Raw genomic sequence first — 18,820 nt, 5'->3', positions numbered from 1 at the left:
CGGCGCGCCGGCCCGTTTGAGACAATCCGGCGATTATCCAAGACGCCTTATGTCGATCCTGCCCTACGCCCTTGCCCGCCCTTTCCTTTTCGGCCTCGACGCGGAAGCCGCCCACGAGCTGACGCTCGGCACGCTCGCCCGAGTTCAACGCACCCCGCTGGCCTGCCTGTACGGCGAAACCCGGGTGGACGACCCGGTCACCGTCGCCGGCCTGCGCTTTCCGAACCGGATCGGCCTGGCGGCCGGGCTGGACAAGAACGGCCGCTGCATCGACGGCCTGGCGTCGATGGGCTTCGGCTTCATCGAGGTCGGCACCGTGACGCCGAAGGCCCAACCGGGCAACCCGAAACCCCGCATGTTCCGGCTGCCGGAGGCCGACGCGCTGATCAACCGCCTGGGCTTCAACAACGACGGACTCGACGCCTTCGTCGCCAATGTGCGCACCGCCCGCTTTCGCCAGCAAGGCGGCGTGCTGGGCCTGAACATCGGCAAGAACGCCGCGACGCCGATCGAACGCGCCGTGGACGACTACCTGATCTGCCTCGACGGCGTCTACCCGCACGCCGACTACGTGACGGTGAACATCTCGTCTCCCAACACCAAGAACCTGCGCGCGTTGCAGTCGGACGAGGCGCTCGACGCACTGCTCGGGGCCGTTCAGGAGCGGCGCGAACAACTGGCCGCGACGCACAGCCGTCGGGTGCCGGTGTTCGTGAAGATCGCTCCTGACCTCGACGACGCGCAGGTCGGCGTGATCGCCGCGACCCTGAAGAAGCACCGCATCGACGGCGTGATCGCGACCAACACGACGATCGCCCGCGACGCGGTCAAGCATCTGCCGCATGGCGATGAAATCGGTGGCCTGAGCGGCCGCCCGGTGTTCGAGGCCAGCAATCGCGTGATCCGCCTGCTGCGCGCCACGCTCGGTCCCGGCTACCCGATCATCGGGGTCGGCGGCGTGATGAGCGGGGAAGACGCACGCACGAAGCTGGCGGCAGGGGCCGACCTGGTGCAGATCTACACGGGGCTGATCTACCGCGGCCCGGCGCTCGTGCGCGAAGCAGCGCTGGCGCTGAAAGGTTGAACGTTCAGCGCGTCGGCAATGCGAGGTCCGCCGCCACGTCTGCCAGCGCAAGGGCCGCGGTCAGGCCGGGCGACTCGATGCCGAACAGGTTCACCAAGCCCGCAAGCCCGTGTTCGGCCGGCCCTTGCAGCCAGAAGTCGCGCGCAGGCTCGCCGGGTGCCTGGAGCTTCGGGCGCACGCCGCTGTACGCGGGGCGCAGCGAGCCGTCCGGCAGTTCGGGCCAGTAGCGGCGTATCTCGGCATAGAAGCTGTCGGCCCGCATGGGATCGACGCGATAGTCGAGTCGCCCCTGTGCGTCCGGCACGATCCATTCGACATCCGGGCCGAAACGCGCCTGCCCGCCCAGGTCCAGGGTGAGGTGCACCCCGAGCCCGGCCGCCTCTGGCACCGGGTAGATCAACCGCGAGAATGGCGCACGGCCGCTGAGGGCGTAGTAGCTGCCTTTGGCGAAATGGGCGCTCGGGACATGCTGTGGCGCCAAGCCCTGGAACCGAGCGGCAAGGGACGGTGCCCACAAACCTGCGGCGTTGACCAAGACACCGGCTTCCAGCGTCATGGGGGACGCGCCGCCAACGCTGACCACGTGGCCTTGCGATCGGCACTGCACCTCCGCGACCGGGGAGGCAAAAGCGACCGCACCGCCGGCCGCTTCCAGATCAGCCTGCAAGGCAAGCATGTAGCCGTGGCTGTCGATCACGCCGGTCGACGGCGACAACACCGCCGCCACGCATGCCAGCCGCGGCTCCAACACCCGCGCCTGGTGCGCGTCGAGCCATTGCAGGTCGGTGACCCCATTGCGTGCGGCCGCATCGACGACGCCATGCAGCGCGGCCAGCTGTGCCTCGCTCGTGGCAACCACCAGCTTGCCGCAGCGACGGTGCTCGATGCCACGTTCTGCCGCGTATGGATACAGCCTGTTCCTGCCCTGTACGCACAAGCGCGCCTTCCACGAACCCTGCGGGTAGTACAGCCCGGCGTGGATCACCTCGCTATTGCGCGAACTGGTCCCTGTGCCGATGGCAGCTTCGCTTTCGAGAACGATGGTTTCCAGCCCGCGCTGCGCCAGCGCACGGGCGACCGCCAGCCCGACCACGCCCGCGCCGACAACGACGGCCTCAACCCGCTCCATCTCAGATCCGGACGTGACGCGGGTCGAGGCCGATCAGCTGCTCGACCAGTTCACGCAGGTGCGGCTTCAGTCGGTCGTAGCCTTCGTGCAGTTCAAGACTGGCCTCGTCCATGTAGAGCCGGCGGTTGATCTCCAGCTGGATCGAATGCCGTTGGGCGGTGGGGTCGCCGTAGCGCCGCACCAGCTCGACCCCCTTGTAGGGGTGGTTCAGGCTGACGGTGTAGCCGCGCTGTTCGAGGAAGCGCGCCATCCATCGGCCGATGGCCGGGTCGGCCGTGGTGCCGTCGCGGTCTCCGATCACGAAATCGGCATGCACGAGGCCGGGAAACTCCGTCGCGTGCGATGCCGCGACCGCGGGCATCGAATGGCAGTTGACGTGGATCGAGTACCCGTGTCGCGCGTGGGCCGCGCCGATCGCCGTGGCCACCGCTTCATGATACGGACGCCAGCAACGCTCGATGCGCTGCCGCACCTCGGCGACGCTGAGCTTGCGGTCGTACAACGCGACGCCGTCGTCGGTCAGGCGCCAGACCAGGCCCTTGCCCAGGCGCACCTTTGCGCCCTCCTCCACGGGGTCGGGCCAGGCCGCGTCGAGCAGGCTGATGTCGAGCTCCGTCAGGTCGCGGTTGGCGTCGAGATAGCTGCGCGGGAAATGCGCTTCGACCCAGGCCGCGCCCAGCCCGGGCGCGAAGTCGTAGAGCTTGTCGACGTGCGTGTCCTCGGCGCGCCGGAGCACGGCCAGGTCGCAGGCATGCTGGAAGTCGTCGGGGTACCAGGTTCCGCTGTGCGGGGAATCGAGCACCAGCGCCGTGGTGCCGGGGTGGCAGGTTACGTATCGCATGGTCCACCCATTGTGGTGCATGCGCGTTTCGCACACGCTGCGGGTGGCCCGCATGACCTGCCCGCCAGGAATGGAAAAGCCCGCCGAAGCGGGCTGGAGGCCAGGGCCGACCCACACTCAGGCGGGCTGGACCGCGCGGCTGACGTACCAACCGATGGCTTCGCGCAGGCCGGCGCCGACGTTATGCGTCGGCACGTAGCCGAGCAGACGGCGCGCCTTGCTCACGTCGGCGAGCGAATGGCGGACGTCGCCCGGCCGGAAGTCGGCGTATTCCGGTGTCTGAATGCGCAGATCGGCGCGCAGGCCGCCGAGCGCCGCGGCGATCGACTCGTGCAGCTGGTTGAGCGTGGTCCGATCGCCCACCGCGACGTTGTAGACCTGGTGCACGGCTTCCGGGTTGTCGGTCAGGCCGGCGCGCAGGTTGGCCTGCACCGCGTTCGCGACGTAGCAGAAGTCGCGCGAGGTCTCGCCGTCGCCGTTGATCACACAGCGCTTGCCGCGCAGCATCTCGGCCACCCAGCGCGGGATCACCGCGGCATAAGCGCCGTTCGGGTCCTGGCGCGGCCCGAAGACATTGAAGTAACGCAGCCCGACGGTCTCGATGCCGTAGCAGCGGCCGAACACGTCGGCGTAGAGCTCGTTCACGTACTTCGTCACCGCATAGGGCGACAACGGCCGGCCGATCTTGTCTTCGACCTTGGGCAGCGTGGGAGAGTCACCGTAGGTGGAGCTCGACGCGGCATAGACGAAGCGCTTGACGTTCGCGTCGCAGGCGGCGAACAGCATGTTCAGGAATCCAGTCGCGTTCGAGCGATGGGTGGCCAGCGGGTCCTTGATCGACCGAGGCACCGAGCCGAGCGCCGCCTGGTGCAGCACCACGTCGACGCCCTCGCAGGCGCGCCGGCAGGTGTCCGGGTCGGCGATGTCACCTTCGATGAAATGGTGCGACGCCCACGCCTGCTCGCCGACCAGCGCACGGACATCGTCGAGATTGGAGCGGTGGCCGGTCGAGAAATTGTCGAGGCTGGTGACCTGCTGGCCGGCGCGCAGCAGCGTCTCGAGCAGGTGCGAGCCGATGAAACCGGCGCTGCCGGTGACCAGCCAGCGACGCCGCTGCGAACCGAGTGAGTCGAGGACTTCCTGCAACATCACAGCCGCCACACGTTGATGCCGCGGGCCCGCAACGCGGGTGCGTCGGCCGTGCACTTCACGTCGACGAACAGGCCGCCATGCGCGAGCTTGGCCACGTACTCGTCAATGCTGCGGTCGAGCAGGTTCTTGTGCGGCACCGCCGCGACGATCGCATTGGCGCGCGGCAGATGCTCCCACTGCACCAGTTCGACGCCGTATTCATGCCACGCTTCCTGAGGCGACGCCAGCGGGTCGTGCACATGCACGGTCACGCCGTAGCTCTCCAGCTCGCGGATCACGTCGATCACGCGGGAATTGCGCAGGTCGGGGCAGTTTTCCTTGAAGGTCAGGCCCAGCACGATGACATGGGCGCCCTTGACCGGGCTGCCGTCCTGGATCATCTGCTTGACGGTCTGTTCGGCGATGTACTTGCCCATGCCGTCGTTGATGCGGCGCCCGGCCAGGATGACCTGCGGGTTGTAGCCCAGGCGCTCGGCCTTGTGCGTCAGGTAGTAGGGGTCGACGCCGATGCAGTGCCCACCGACCAGGCCCGGCCGGAACGGCAGGAAGTTCCACTTGGTGCCGGCGGCCTGCAGCACTTCGAGGGTGTCGATGCCGATGCGGTGGAAGATCAGCGCCAGTTCATTGACGAGCGCAATGTTGAGGTCGCGCTGGGTGTTCTCGATCACCTTGGCCGCCTCGGCGACCTTGATGCTGCTGGCCTTGTAGACACCGGCCGTCACGACGGCGCCGTACATCTCGGCCACCTGGTCGAGCGTGTCCGGTGTGTCGCCGGAAACCACCTTGACGATCGTCGTCAGCGTGTGCTGCTTGTCGCCGGGGTTGATGCGCTCCGGAGAGTAGCCGACGAAAAAGCCCTGCTTCCACTTCTGGCCCGATTCGCGTTCGATGATCGGGATGCAGACCTCTTCGGTGGCGCCCGGGTAGACGGTGGATTCGAACACCACGATCGCGCCGGGCTTCAGGTTGCGCCCCACGGCCGTGCTGGCGCCGACAAGCGGGGAGAAGTCGGGAATGTGAGCGTCGTCGACGGGCGTCGGCACGGCCACGACGACGAAATCGGCCTCCTTCAGCGCGGCGGCGTCGGTGGTCGGCTCGAGCAGACGGGCCGCCTTGAGTTCGTCCGTGCTGACCTCGCCGGTCGGGTCGACGTGGCGTCGATAGGCCTCGATCTTCTCCTCGGACAGGTCCAGCCCGATGGTGCGGAACTTCTTGCCGAATTCGACGGCCAGCGGCAAGCCGACATAGCCGAGGCCGACAACAGCAACGGTTTTCATGAGTTCTCCCGGAACGCGCGTGATCGCGAAATAGACCGGGCGGATCGTTACAGAATGTGGTTCACTGGGGTATCCCCGATTTACGGGTTGCACGTCGCCGCGCCCGCGCGCGGCATGCCCGCGGGGTTCAGCCCCCCGACGCTTCTGCTTCCGCCCCTGGAGCACGGCACTGGTGCGCAGCGTCCCGCCTCGCCCCGGCGCGCAGTCACCTATTTGGGGGGCGTCCAAATCGATACCCGGCTCGCATAATCGGTAACAGCTGGAGACAGTGGCGGGACGCCGCTGCCCGCCCACCGCCACAGAGGGTCGCAAGACGTTAGGCCTCCCCTTGATCTGGGCATGCCTGCAACCGCGCCCTTCGAGCACCCGACTTCGTCCGCGCGCCTTGACGGAGAGAGCGATGAACCATCAAAGCCCATTTGATGGGAGCGGACCGGATTCCCTGCCGGAGCCGCCCCCATTGCATCACTGGCTGCGCGCAGCCGCACGCCGCTGGCCTGACCGCGTTGCCGTCTTGCACGCCCGTGGAGACAGTGTCGACTACCGGGCCCTGTGGAACGCCGTGACCGAGCGCGCCGCCGCAATGACCGCCGCAGGCATGGGCCCCGGCGACCGCGTCGCCATCGCCGCTGCCCGCTCGATCGAGACCGTGATCGACATCATGGCCGCCGTCGAGGCAGGATTGGCCTATGTGCCGCTCGACCTCGGCTACCCGGGCGACCGGATCGCGGCGATGCTCGACGATGCGAAACCGCGTTCCGTCCTGGGCGACGCCGACGTGCTGTCCCGCCTTGAAGCCGTGGCGGGCAAGCTGCCGACACTGGCCGCGCCCGCGCCCGCGCGCGCGGGCGCGGCGTACGGCGCGGCGCCGGATCTGGCCTATGTGCTGTTCACGTCGGGCTCGACCGGCCGCCCCAAGGGCGTGGCGATGGGCGCGCGCCCGCTGCGCCACCTGATCGCCTGGCACGCGGCGCACCCTCGCCTCGGCCAGCCCGCGACCACGTTGCAGTTCGCTCCGCTGTCGTTCGATGTGCACTTCCAGGAGATCTTCTCGACGCTGGCCTGTGGCGGCACGCTGGTGATGCTCGACGACGCTCAGCGGCGCGATCCGGCGCAACTGTGCGCCGCGCTGCAGGCGCACCGGGTCGAGCGCATCTTCTTGCCCTACGTCGCGCTGCAGATGCTGGCGGAGGCGGCGCGCGAGTGCCTGCCCACGCACCTGCGCGACGTCGTCAGTGCCGGCGAGCAGTTGCAGGTCACGCCGGCGATCCGCTGGCTGTTCGGCCAATTGCCCGACGCGGGCCTGCACAACCACTACGGTCCCACCGAAAGCCACGTCGTCACCGCACATGAACTGTACGGCGACGCCGCCCAGTGGCCGGTGATCCCGCCGATCGGACGCGCCTTGCCGCACGTGGCGCTCGCGCTGCGCGCCCCTGAGACCCAGTCGGTACACGGCGGCGACACCGGCGAGCTCCTGCTCGGCGGCGACACGCTGGCGCACGGCTACCTGGGCCGCGAAGACTTGAGCCGCGAGCGCTTTCGGGATGACGTCGCCCTGCTGCCGGGCCGCTGGTACACGACCGGCGATCTCGTGCAACGCGACGCCGAGGGCGTCTACACCTATCTCGGTCGGGCCGATCAGCAGCTGAAAGTCGATGGCTTCCGCATCGAGCCCGGCGAGATCGAAGTCTTGCTGATGGCGCACGAAGCCGTGCGCGACGCCGTGGTCACCGCACCCGAACTCCCGGGCATCGGCAAGCAGTTGATCGCCCACCTGGTGCTGCGCTCGGGGCCCGTGCAGGCCGACGCCCTGACCCCGGCGCTGCGCGCCTACCTGCGCGGGCGATTGCCGGAGTACATGGTCCCGGTCCGCTACGTGGTGCTCGACCGCCTGCCGACCACGCCGAGCGGCAAGATCGACCGGCGCGCCCTGCCGCTGCCGACGGTCGAGGCCGCCTCCCACCAGGACCCTGCGGCGCTGATACGCAGCCTGTGGGAAGAACTGCTGGGTGTGCCCGACATCGGCGAGAACGCGAATCTGTTCGAGCTGGGCGCGAAGTCGCTGCTCGTGTTGCGCTTCGTGACCCGGCTGCGCGAAGCCGGCATGCGGGGCATCTCGGTGGCCGACATCTACGACCGGCCCACCATCGCCGGCATACGCTCGGCGCTCGAAGGTCGTCCTCAGACCCGGCATGCGAGCAAGGCCCGGACGTCCATCAGCCACGGCGGCATCGCCATCGTCGGCATGGCGACCCGCACCGCTGGCGCGCGCCACGTCGAGCAGTTCTGGGACAACCTGGTGGCCGGCCGCGAAGGCATCCGGCACTTCTCGCCGGCCGAACTCGACCCGTCGATTCCCGAGGCGCTGCGCAACCGCCCCAATTTCGTCGCAGCGCGCGGCGTGCTCGACGACGCCGGGCGTTTCGACGCCGCTTACTTCGGCATCTCGGCGCGCGAGGCGACGGTGCTCGACCCGCAGCAGCGCCTGTTCCTCGAGTTGTGCTGGACGGCGCTCGAGCATGCGGCAATCGACCCGAGCCGAGACGGCGAACGCGTCGGCGTGTACGGTGGCGTCGCGAACAACACCTATATCACTGCGCTGCGCCAGGAACAACCCGAACTGATCCAGCAGATGGGCGAGTTCGCCGCGATGCTGGCGAGCGAGAAGGACTATGTCGCCACCCGCGTGGCCAACCGGCTCAACCTCAATGGCCCGGCGGTCAGCATCCACACGGCCTGCTCGACCGGGCTGGTGGCCGTCGTGCAGGCCTGGCACGCGCTTGCCAGCGGGCAGTGCGACGTGGCGCTGGCCGGCGGCGCGACCGTTGTGGTGCCGCAGGAAGGCGGTTATCTGCACGTGGAAGGCGGCATGGAATCAGCCGACGGCCATTGCCGGCCGTTCGATGCCGATGCCAGCGGCACGGTATTCGCAAGCGGCGGCGGCGTTGTCGTACTCAAGCGGCTGCACGATGCGCTGGCCGATGGCGATACCGTCTACGCCGTCATCCGCGGTGTGGGCTTGAACAACGACGGCGGCGACAAGGCCAGTTTCACCGCGCCCAGCGTGAGCGGCCAGGCCGGCGCGATCCGCATGGCGCTCGAGCACGCCGAGGTCAGTGCACGCAGCATCGGCTACGTCGAGGCGCACGGCACCGGCACCGCACTGGGCGACCCGATCGAGGTGTCGGCGCTCACGCGAGCCTGGCGCGAAGACACCGCCGACGCGCAGTTCTGCGGCCTGGGTTCGCTGAAAGGCAACCTGGGCCACACCATCGCCGCCGCCGGCGTGCTGGGCCTGGTGAAGGCAGCGCTGTCGCTGCACCGTGAGCTGATCCCGGGCACGCTGCACTTTCGCCGGCCCAACCCGCAGATCGATTTCGCGGCGACGCCGTTCCATGTTGTTGCCGACAACACCCCGTGGCCACGCGGCACGCAACCGCGCCGCGCGGCCGTCAGCTCCTTCGGTGTCGGCGGCACCAATGCCCACGTCGTGATCGAAGAAGCCCCGGTGGCGGCCAGGCCCGCCGCCGACGAAAACGACAAGCTGTTCCTGCTGCCCTTGTCGGCACGCACGCCCGAAGCGGCACTGCAACGCGCACGCGACCTCGCCGACCACCTGGAGCGCCACCCTGCACTGCCACTGGCCGATGTCGCCGCCACGCTGATGCGCGGCCGCCGACCCATGGCACAGCGGCTGTGTGCTGTCGCACCCAACGCTGCATCTGCGATCGCCGCGCTGCGCTCGATGAAGAGCCCGGTCGCCGCGGTGAACGCGCCGAGAGTGGTCTTCCTCTTCCCCGGTCAGGGCTCGCAGCACCCCGGCATGGCGCGCAAGCTGTATGACGAGGCTCCTGCCTTCCGCGTGGCGCTGGACCGCTGCTTCGAGCTCGCCGGCCTGGACCTCGGCGCGCGCCTGAAGGGCTGGATGCTGGATGCCGAACCGGGCGACCGCCAGGCGGCCGACGCGCTGGCCGAAACCCGGCATGCGCAGCCGGCGCTGTTCGGCATGTCGTATGCACTGGCGGCCTGGCTCGACAGCCTGGGCCTCCAGCCCGACGCGATGATCGGCCACAGCATCGGCGAATATGCGGCGGCCTGCCATGCGGGCGTGTTCTCGCTCGACGACGCGCTCGCTGCGGTCATCGAGCGCGGGCAGGCGATGTTCGAGCAGCCGCGCGGTGCGATGCTGGCCGCCCGCGCCGGCACCGAGCAGCTCGCCGCACTGCTGCCCGCCGGCATCGAGATCGCCGGCTGCAACGCACCCGGGCTGACCGTGTTGGCCGGTGACGCTGCGGCCATCGACACCCTCGCCACAGCGCTGGAGTCGCGCGACATCGGCACCACGCGCCTGCGTGTTTCGCATGCATTCCACAGCGCGGCGATGGACGCTGCGCTGCCGCGCGTCGCTCAGGCACTGCGCCGCGCGCGACTGCAGGCGCCCCAGCGCACCCTGTATTCGTGCCTCAGCGGTGCGCCGTTGCAGGCGAGCGAAGCCACCGACCCTGAATACTGGGCTCGCCAGGTGCGCGCCACCGTGCAGTTCAGCCGCGCAGTACAAGCGGAGCTGGCGCGCGACGGCGATTGCGTCTTCGTCGAGGTCGGCTCCGGACAGGCCTTGACGGCGCTGCTGCGCCAGCATCGCACTCGCACTGGCGGCGTGCCCCGCGTGGTGCCGCTGCTCGGGCCCGCGCAGGACCCCGGCGATGCCGCGCAACTTGCGTTGAGCGGCATCGGGGCCCTGTGGTGCGCAGGCGTCGAACTCGCCTGGCCGGTCGCCTCGAGCGCGCGCCGCATCGCGCTACCGACCTACCCATTCGCGGGGCAGCACCACTGGTTCGCCCGCCGTTCGGCGCCCAACCTCGGCGCCATCGCAGCCATCGCCACTCCCGACAGCCTCGCCGGCCCTGTGCCGACGAGCCCTCTTCCTTCCGCCGCGCCCCCCCTCATGAGCCGACTGCCTCGCCTCGCACAAGAACTGAAGCGCATCCTCAGCGACGTCTCCGGCCTCGCCGCCGAGGACATGAACGACGACGCCAGCTTCGTCGACCAGGGACTAGACTCGCTGTCGCTGACACAGGCCACGCTCGAACTCGAGCAGGTGTTCGGCATCAAGCTGCGCTTCCGGCGTCTGCTGGAAGACCTCGACACGCTGGACAAAGTAGCGCGCTTTCTCGACACGGAGTTGCCGGCCGATCGGTTCGCGCCGCTGCCTGTGGCGGCGCCGGAGCCGGTCGCCACCCCAGCGGCACCGGCGGCCCCGGTTCAAGTCGGGCCCACGATGGCGCCGGTCACCGCCGCGCCCGTGACTGCCATCGCCGGCGGCACGGCACTGCACCAGCTGATCCAGCAGCAGATGCAGCTGATGTCGCAGCAGCTCGCGCTGCTTGCGGGCCAACCGATCCCCGCCACCATGGCGCTGCCTGCCGCTCAGGCGGCGCCGCCCATCGTTGAATCCCCTCTCCCGCAGCCCGCGGTGTCCGCTGAGCCGGACCAGCCCACGATCAAGGCGCTGATCGAAAAACCCTTCGGCGCCGCCGCGCGCATCACGCTCGACGCGAAGCAGGACGACACGCCCGAGCAGCACCGCTGGCTCGTAGAGTTCATCGCACGCTACAACGCCAGGACTGCCAAATCCAAGGTCTACAGCCAGCAGCACCGCAAGCTGATGGCCGACCCGCGCGTCGTCACCGGCTTCAACCCGCTGTGGAAAGACCTCGTCTACCCGATCGTCGCCGACCGTTCCAAGGGCGCACGCATCTGGGACATCGACGGCAACGAATACATCGACCTGCTCTCATGCTTCGGTGCCAACCTGCTCGGTTACAACCCCTCCGACGTCGTTGACGCGATGGTCGAGCAGTTGAAGGCCGGCATCGAGGTCGGCCCGCAGCACCCGCTTGCCGCCGAGGTCGCGCAGCTCATCTCCGAGTTCACCGGCCACGAGCGGGTGGCCTTCTGCAACACCGGCTCGGAGGCCGTGATGGGAGCGATGCGCATTGCACGCACGGTCACCGGACGCAAGACGATCGCGATCTTCACGAATTCGTACCACGGCATCTTCGACGAGGTCATCGTGCGCGGCACCAAGCAGCTGCGCTCGCTGTCGGCTGCGCCGGGCATCCTCGCCAACGCCGTCGAGAACGTGCTGGTGCTTGACTACGCCAGTGACGACGCATTGCGCGTGCTGCGCGAACGCGGCCCGGAACTCGCCGCGATCATGATCGAGCCGATCCAGAACAAGTACCCGACACTGCAGCCGCGCGAGTTCGTGCAGGAGCTGCGCCGAATCGCCGATGCGGCCGGCTGCGCGCTGATCTTCGACGAAGTGGTGACCGGATTCCGCGTTGCGCCCGGCGGGGCGCAGGAGTTCTACGGCGTGCGCGCCGACCTGTGCACCTACGGCAAGATCATTGGCGGCGGCCTGCCGTTTGCTGCTATCGGGGGCGGCTCGCACTGGCTGGACGCGCTGGACGGCGGCCAGTGGCAGTACGGCGACGACTCCTACCCCGAGGCCGGCGTGACCTACTTCGCCGGCACCTTCGTGCGCCACCCGTTGGCATTGGCGGCAGCGCGCGCGTCGCTGCTGCATCTCAAGCGCGGCGGCCGCGAGCTGTACCGCAGCCTCAACGAACGCACGCAACGTCTGATCGAGCGGCTCAACACGGCCTTCGCAGTGCGTGGTGCACCGGTCAAGGCGGTGCATTGCGCGTCGCTGTGGCGGTTGAGCTGGGACGACGGGCAGAAGTACGTCAGCCTCTTCTACTACCTGGTGCGCTTCCATGGTCTGCACCTGTACGAGCAGTTCGGCCATTTCGTCACCGAGGCGATGGGCGAGTCGGAGCTGGACCGCATCTTCGACGTATTCACCCAGGCGCTCGACGAGCTCATGGCGCTTGGTTTCATCGTCCCGCATGACGGCCCTCCCCCTCCCGGCGGCGGCGACAAGTCCCTTGTCTCCTCGACCACGGAGGGGCCGCTGTCGCCCGGGCAGACGGAGCGCTGGCTGGCGGCCAGCTTTGATGTCTCGGCCGCACGAGCATTGAACGAATCGTTTTGCGTCAGCCTGCAAGGGCCGGTCGACGTCGATGCGCTGCGCGCGGCGGTGCGCGACGTGATGTCGCGGCACGATGCCTTTCGCATCAGTTTCGACCCCGAACAACCGCTGCAACGCGTCGACAGGTCGGCCCCCGTCGCGATCACCGAAGTCGACCTGCGCGATCAACCCGACACCGCCGCCGCACTCGACGCCTATTGCACCGAGGCCAGCGGCAGGCCGTTTCCGCTCGATCGAGCGCCCCTGGTCGCGGTAAGCCTGCTGCGCCTCGCCAGCGGGCAGGTGGTCGTTCATGTGGTCGCCAGCCATCTGGTGTTCGACGGCTGGGCGTCCAGCGTGTTCAATGCCGAGCTCGCCGCCGCCTACCGTGCTCGGAGCTCGGGCATGGCGCCCTTGCTGCCCGAGGCCGAATCGCCCATCACCTTCGCTTCGCGCGAACTCCAACGCATGGAGAGCCCCGAGGGACGGCAATCGCTGCAGTACTGGCAGCGCGTGTTGAACAATCCGCCGGCGCCGCTGGCCTTGGGTGATCGCTCGCCGCCGATGCCACGCCGTTACACGGGCGACACGCTGCGGGCGCAGATCGACGGTGAGCTCTTCGCTCGGCTGCGCGGACAGGCGAAGCAGGCGGGTGCCACGCTGTTCCAGATGCTGCTGACCGCCGTGACCGTGATGTTGCAGAGGCAAAGCGGCCAAGGCGAATTCCTGGTGAGCATTCCTTACGCAAGCCAGAGCCTGGGCCGACATGGGCCACTGATGGCCGACGGAGTGCTGGACCTTCCGCTGCGGCTGGCATGCCGAGAAGACGACACCGGAGCCGCCGTGCTCGGTCGGGTGCGCGCGCATCTGATGGATGCACTGGAGCACCCGCTCATGACGCAAGGCACAGTGGCGCGCGCGCTGGGCCTGCGCAGCACCGGCGACAAGCCGGCGCTGACGGGCGTCTTCTTCAACCTCAACCCCAAGGTCAACCTCGGCGCCTTCGCGCCGCTGCGCGCGACGATGCACGAAGGCCGCAAATGCGGCACGCTCAGCCAGCTTTTCTTCAACTTCTACGAGAAGGAAGACACGCTCACGCTCGACCTGCACTACAGCACCGAGTTCTTCAGCGTCGAAAGGGCGCAGGCACTCGTCGATGCGCTGCAAGCGGCCTGTACAGAGCTGGCTGCATCGCTGCAAGCGCCACTGTCCGCGACGGCGGCCGCTGCAACGACCGCGAGCCTGCCGGCCGTCGACCCCCGACTGCTCCAGTGGAACGCGACCCACGCACCACTGCCGGATGGCGCCCGCGTCGAACAGTGGATCGCGCAGCAGGCCCAGCGCACGCCGGACGCAACGGCACTTGTTGCTCGCGGCGAGCGCCTGAGTTACCGGCAGCTCGAAGCGCGCGCCAATCGCTTTGCCAATCTGCTGGCACAGCGCGGTGTGGGCGCCGACACGCGCGTGGGCCTGTGCCTCAGCCGCAACCCCGATCTGGTGCCGGCCTTGCTCGGTGTGCTCAAGACCGGCGCCGCGTATGTGCCGCTCGATCCGGGCTTTCCGCGGGATCGCCTGCACGACATGGCCGCCGACGCGGGCGTCAAACTCGTCATCACCGAAGCGGCCCATGCCGAACTTGCCGGCGTGCCGCGCGAGCGGCAGCTGCGCGTCGACGATGACGCGGCGTTGGTTGCGGCGGCCCCCGATACCCCATTGCCTCCGCCCGCCGACAGGCCGGAGGGCGCGCCGGCCTATGTGATCTACACCTCCGGCTCGACGGGCAAGCCCAAGGGCGTCGTGCTGCCCCAGCGTGCGGTATGCAACTTCCTCGCCAGCATGAAGCGGGAGCCGGGCTTGCAGCCGAGCGACCGGCTGCTCGCGGTGACCACACTGTCGTTCGACATCGCGGTGCTCGAACTGATGCTGCCTCTGACGGTCGGTGCCTGCGTGGTCGTCGCGCAGCGGGAAGAAGCGATGGACGGCGAGGTTCTCGGCCGCATGATCGCAGACCACCGGATCAACGTGATGCAGGCCACGCCCACGACGTGGCACATGCTGCTCGACGCCGGCTGGCAGGCGCCGGCCGGCTTCAAGGCCTTGTGCGGAGGAGAAGCCCTGCCGCCGTCGCTGGCGGCGCGGCTGCTGGCGCAAGGCGTCGAGTTGTGGAACATGTACGGCCCGACCGAAACCACCGTCTGGTCGACACTCTCGCGCATTGACGACGCGAACCAGCGCATCACCGTGGGCCGGCCCATCGACAATACCCAGGTCTGGGTCGTCGACGACCAGTTGCGGCCGTGCGGCGTGGGCGTGGAAGGCGAGATCTGCATCGGTGGCGAGGGCGTGGCGCTCGGCTACTTCAAGCGGCCCGAACTCACCGCCGAGAAGTTCGTGCAAGACCCGTTCAGCACCGCTGCACGAGCTCGCATCTACCGTACCGGCGACCTCGGGAAATGGCGCGAGGACGGCACCATCGAACACCTCGGCCGCCTCGATTTCCAGGTCAAGATCCGCGGCTATCGCATCGAACTGGGTGAAATCGAGGCCCGGCTCGCCGGCCAGCCGGGTGTCGCGCGCACGGTGGCGATCGCCCGCGAAGACTCGCCCGGCGACGTGCGCCTGGTGGCGTACTTCGTGGCCGAGGCCGGTGCCGCGCCTGATCCGGCCGCCCTGCGTGAAGCGTTGCGTGGTGCGCTGCCCGACTACATGCTGCCCCAGTTCGTGGTGCCGCTGCCGACCATGCCGCTGCTGCCCAACGGCAAGATCGATCGCAAGTCGCTGCCGGTGCCCAGCGGCCCGGTCGTTTCGTCCTCACGAAACAGCACCCCGCCGCGCAACGACCTGGAGCGCACCCTTGCAGCGGCCATGCAGTCGGTCCTCAAGCTGGCCGAGGTCGGCATTCACGACGACTTCTTCTCGCTCGGCGGCCACTCGCTGCTGGCCGCGAGGCTGGTCGGGCAGATCAATCGCGAATTGCAGCTGCAACTGAACCTGCGTGCACTGTTCGAGGCACCCACCGTCGAGAAACTGGCCGAGTTCGTCGAGCGCCAACGCACGAACGGAGCCGGCTTGCCCACGCGCGCGCCCATCGCAAAGCGAGCGCAACAGGCCAACGCGCCGCTGACGTTGATGCAGGAACGCATCCGCTTCGTCGAGGAGATGCATCCGGGCAGCGTGATGTACAACGCGCCCTCGTGCCACAGGTTGCGCGGCCCCATGGACCTGCAGGCGTTCGACCGTGCGTTCCGCGAGCTGGTTCGCCGCCAGACCGCACTGCGCACGTCGATCGTCCACACGGACGACGGCCACATCCAGCGCATCGACGACGAGGTCGGCGTCACCCTGCTGCCGCTGGAGGATCTCAGCGGGCTGCCGGAAGACCGGCGCGAACAAGCACTGCAGCGACGGCTCGACGCGCTGCTGGCCGAGCCCATCGCGCTCGATCGTGGCCCGTTGATGCGCACCCGTCTGTTCAAGTTGGGGGAAGATCATCACGCGCTGTTCTTTACGCCGCATCACGTCGTCTGGGACGGATGGTCCTTCGATCTCTTCTACACGGAGATGTCGGCCCTTTACGACGCCTATCTGCACGGTCGAACGTCGCCGCTGCCGGAGCTGCCCGTCACCTATGGCGACTTCGCGCAATGGCACAACGAATGGTTGAAGAGCGACGAGATCCGTGCGCAGCTCGACTACTGGAAGAACCTGTATGCCCGCAGCCGGTTGCCCTCGCACCCGTACACCGACCTGCCCCGGCAAGCGGGTGCCGAGGGACGGGGCGCCACGGAGTTCCTGTTCATCCCGACCGACAAGGCCGAACGCATCCGGGAGCTTGCGAAGCAGAACGGCACCACCTTGAGCGTCGTGGCGCTGTCCGTCTACGCGGCCGTGATGGCACAGTGGCTGCGTGATTCCCATCCCGCCATCGGCATGCCGGTACGTGGCAGGCCGATGCCCGAGATCGAAGGCGTGATGGGCTTCTTCAACAACATGCTGCCGCTGCGGCTGAGCGTCGATGCTCGTGCTTCGAGCGCCGACTGGATCCGCTCGGTGCACCGGGCAGTGACCGAGGTGTACGCGCACCAGGATATCCCCTTCGAAATGCTGGCGCAGGAACTCGATGTCGGCCGCCGCGGCGCCGGGCACCGGCTGTACCAGGTGATGTTCGGCTTCCAGGATGCCCGTGGCCGGCCGACCCGTTGGGGCCCGCTGGCCCACGAGCGCATCAAGACGAACGTCAAAGGCGCCACCGAGGACATGAACCTGTGGATGGTGGAGATCGCATCAGGCATTGAATGCGGCGTCCAGTACAACGCCGATCTCTTCCTTCCCAGCACGGCCGCCATGTTGCGCGACCGCCTCGACAACGCCTTCGCGCGCTTGCTGCAGGACCCGACCCGGCCACTTTCGCAACTCCTGGCCATGAGCGACGCGGAACAGGCGTCCCTGGCCCGCATGAGCACGCCCGCTGCGGCGGCGCCGGCAGGCGGCGACTTCCTGGACATCCTGCATCTCAACGTCACCAGCCATCCGGACAAGGTGGCACTGCGTCACGCAGGAAGCTCGCTCACGCTGGGCGAGCTGTCGAGGCGGATCGCCGGCTTCGACAGCCGCCTTGCATCTCGCGGCGTTCCTGCCGGCGGCACGGTGGCCATATGCGTCGGTGACCCGGTGGCACAACTGGTCGCCGCCCTCGCCGTGCTGCGGTCCGGTCGCAGCTGTCTGGCGCTGCCGCACGGTGCCGATGCATCGTCCATCCGGAAGGCGCTCGCGGCGAGCAGGGCGCACGCTGTGGTCGCGGATGCCGTGCTGACGAGCGAGGTCCCCGACCTGATCGCGATTCCCGACCATGAAATCGAGGGCTTCCGGGCACCAAGGCTCACCGATCGGCGTGACCTCTGGGGGGTCCAAGCGCTGCCGCAACGTGCCCTCGGCCGCCGGGAGTTGGCTCAACTCGTCGCGTCGCTGACCAGCGATGTCACCCCCCTCGCCAACGACAAGCTGCTGACCTTCGACGGGCTGTCTAGGCCGCAGCAGCTGCTCGATCTGTGCCTCGCGTTGCAGGCAGGCATCGAACTGGTCGTCGCACCTGCATCGCTGTGCACCGAAGGGGCGCAACTGCTGACCCTCGTTCGATCCGAGCAGATCGGCTGGCTGCACGCGCCCGCAGCGACTTGGCGGCGCCTGTTGTCTGCTGCACAGCAAACCTCCCTGCCGCTCGTGGCGATGATCGATGCGCCCGAATCGTCGCGCGAGCTGGTCGCCGACCTGTTGGCGGCCGATTGCTCGGTGCTTTCGGTGTACCGCCCGTGGTCCGTGCAGGCGCCTGTGGCGGCCGCGCATCTGTCCCATGCAAACGACAGCGGACTGATCGGTCGGCCCCTCGTCGGCGACATGCTGCGCGTCGCCGAGGAGCCCGAAGCCCCTGTGCCTCCCGGCATCGCTGCGCCGTTGTGGCTTGCGCAGGCCGACCGCCGCTGGGATGCCACCGGTGCCCTGTGCCGTTGGCGCACGGATGGACAGCTGCAGTACCTGGGTGAAACCGGGGCGACCGCGTACTACGAGGGCGCACGTCTCGAACTCGCTGCCGTCGAAGCGCGGCTGGGCGAGGTCCCCCTCGTGCGGCAGGCGGGTGTCCTCGTGCAGCCGGACCGTGCTCAGCACCATCGACTCACCCTGCTGGTCGAGCCGAGGGACGGTGTACCGCTCGACGAACAGCTCCTGCAGACGGCGCTGAGAGCCGTCCTGCCTGCAGCGACCACGGCGCCCCGTGTCCAGTGGGTTCAGACACTGCGACGCGACCAGGACGGCCGGCCCGACCCGATGCAGTCGACCGCTTTGGAGCGTACTGCAAGCTCGGACATGGCCCGAACCGAAGGCACGCCGACCGAGCACGCGCTGATCGAAACATGGGAAGCCTTGCTGGCCATCCGCGGCATCCGCGTGAACGACAACTTCTTCGACCTGGGCGGCACCTCCCTGCTGGCAATGCAAGCTGTAGCGCGGCTCGAGGAGCGTTTGGGCAAGCGGGTATCGGCGCGCCGGTATGTGTTCGAAAGCCTGGGTCAACTGGCCGCCGCCTATGACGAGACGTCCCTCGTGACGCCGGCTCAGACCATGCGCACCGAAACCGCGGTGCCGGAGCCGCGCGGCGTGATGGACCGGCTGGTGCGGTTCGTGCGAAGGGCTTGAGGTGGAGATTTCGATCCGCCAGTTCGGCCCGCCCGCCCGACCGATGGTCGGCGTGATGCAGCGTGGCGACCCGAAACGCGCCGGCCGACCGGCCTTCCTGCTGTGCCGG

General features: G+C 68.5%; 6 protein-coding genes. 2 read left to right on the top strand and 4 right to left on the bottom strand.

The window, feature by feature from the left end:
• The first annotated feature begins 49 nt into the window (after positions 1 to 49).
• Positions 50 to 1,084 (top strand): quinone-dependent dihydroorotate dehydrogenase, encoded by a 1,035-nt coding sequence (locus M8A51_RS12495; protein ID WP_251778791.1) that lies wholly within the window; start codon positions 50 to 52, stop codon positions 1,082 to 1,084.
• 4 nt (positions 1,085 to 1,088) lie between these two features.
• Here the strand turns inward: M8A51_RS12495 and M8A51_RS12490 are convergent, their stop codons facing one another.
• The 4 genes from M8A51_RS12490 to M8A51_RS12475 form a co-directional block, all read right to left on the bottom strand.
• Positions 1,089 to 2,213: an NAD(P)/FAD-dependent oxidoreductase gene (locus tag M8A51_RS12490; RefSeq protein ID WP_251778790.1), complete on the bottom strand. Its 1,125-nt coding sequence runs from the start codon at positions 2,211 to 2,213 to the stop codon at positions 1,089 to 1,091.
• A gap of 1 nt (position 2,214) precedes the next feature.
• Positions 2,215 to 3,054 (bottom strand): N-formylglutamate amidohydrolase, encoded by an 840-nt coding sequence (locus M8A51_RS12485; RefSeq protein ID WP_251778789.1) that lies wholly within the window; start codon positions 3,052 to 3,054, stop codon positions 2,215 to 2,217.
• A gap of 117 nt (positions 3,055 to 3,171) precedes the next feature.
• On the bottom strand, positions 3,172 to 4,203 hold the full coding sequence (locus M8A51_RS12480) for an SDR family oxidoreductase (RefSeq protein ID WP_251778788.1): 1,032 nt from the start codon (positions 4,201 to 4,203) through the stop codon (positions 3,172 to 3,174).
• The gene (locus tag M8A51_RS12475) at positions 4,203 to 5,483 is read right to left on the bottom strand and encodes a nucleotide sugar dehydrogenase (protein WP_251778787.1); all 1,281 of its coding nucleotides are present in this window, start codon (positions 5,481 to 5,483) and stop codon (positions 4,203 to 4,205) included. Before M8A51_RS12475 ends, M8A51_RS12480 begins: the two co-directional genes overlap by 1 nt.
• Before the next feature lie 460 nt (positions 5,484 to 5,943).
• Here M8A51_RS12475 and M8A51_RS12470 point away from each other — a divergent pair, with 460 nt between their 5' ends.
• Positions 5,944 to 18,711 carry a non-ribosomal peptide synthetase/type I polyketide synthase gene (locus tag M8A51_RS12470; RefSeq protein WP_251778786.1) on the top strand — a complete coding sequence of 4,256 codons (12,768 nt, stop codon included), beginning with the start codon at positions 5,944 to 5,946 and terminating at the stop codon, positions 18,709 to 18,711.
• Positions 18,712 to 18,820 lie beyond the last annotated feature (109 nt).

It is taken from the genome of Caldimonas mangrovi (assembly GCF_023721835.1).
GTDB lineage: Bacteria > Pseudomonadota > Gammaproteobacteria > Burkholderiales > Burkholderiaceae_C > Caldimonas > Caldimonas mangrovi.
The sequence above is the reverse complement of the archived record's forward strand: the minus strand, read 5'-3'. Positions and strand labels throughout refer to the sequence as shown.